The organism is Rhizobium ecuadorense (assembly GCF_001187535.1).
GTDB lineage: Bacteria > Pseudomonadota > Alphaproteobacteria > Rhizobiales > Rhizobiaceae > Rhizobium > Rhizobium ecuadorense.
On the sequence record NZ_LFIO01000152.1, the window covers coordinates 1 to 250 of the forward strand.

Sequence of the window (250 nt, forward strand, 5' to 3'; positions counted from 1 at the left end):
GAACCATGTCCCGTCTGCCCGAACTCACGCTCTTCGCCGAACGCCACAACCTACCCCTCGTCACCATCGAGGATCTGGTCGCCTACCTCGACCGCCAGGCGGAAAGAGACATACGCGAAGTCGCCTGATCGATGCCTTAGTTGCGGCGGCATAGCCCCCGCCGCAACAAAGAACGTGCCGCAGTGATGACACTGACGGCACCTTCCCTTGCCGGTCCTATGTCCGGCTGATCGAAACCCCACCATCCGCC

At 62.0% G+C, this 250-nt stretch carries 1 pseudogene; it reads left to right on the plus strand.

The features are described 5' to 3' along the window. Window positions 1–128: pseudogene (locus tag AF337_RS45005) on the plus strand (3,4-dihydroxy-2-butanone-4-phosphate synthase); the annotation flags it as partial. Window positions 129–250: the final 122 nt, after the last annotated feature.